This is a genomic window from Psychromonas arctica (assembly GCF_038155225.1).
Taxonomy (GTDB): domain Bacteria; phylum Pseudomonadota; class Gammaproteobacteria; order Enterobacterales; family Psychromonadaceae; genus Psychromonas; species Psychromonas arctica_B.
Genome location: NZ_JBAKBA010000199.1, coordinates 1 through 233, shown reverse-complemented (window position 1 = coordinate 233; position 233 = coordinate 1). Strand labels below are relative to the sequence as shown.

1 pseudogene is annotated in these 233 nt (G+C 30.0%); it reads right to left on the bottom strand.

Annotated features, from left to right (window positions below):
• Window positions 1-141, bottom strand: a pseudogene (locus V6255_RS19395) (hypothetical protein); the annotation flags it as partial.
• Between the last annotated feature and the right edge of the window lie 92 nt (window positions 142-233).

Genomic DNA, 233 nt, shown 5'->3' with positions numbered 1-233 from the left:
GAACCCAAACAATGCCATCCCAAAAAGAATTTTCACATTACTATCAAGTCCAAAGTCATATACAATATTATAATAAAGCGCTAATGGAAGGCTGGCGATGAAAAAGCAATACGTATCTAATTTTATTTGTTTTATCTGTTTGTTTAAGGCGTGATGAGGTAATTAAAAGTGTCGTATTAGCAATTAGATAGAAAAAGTAATTGATACATGAATAAATATCTCACTATTCGTTT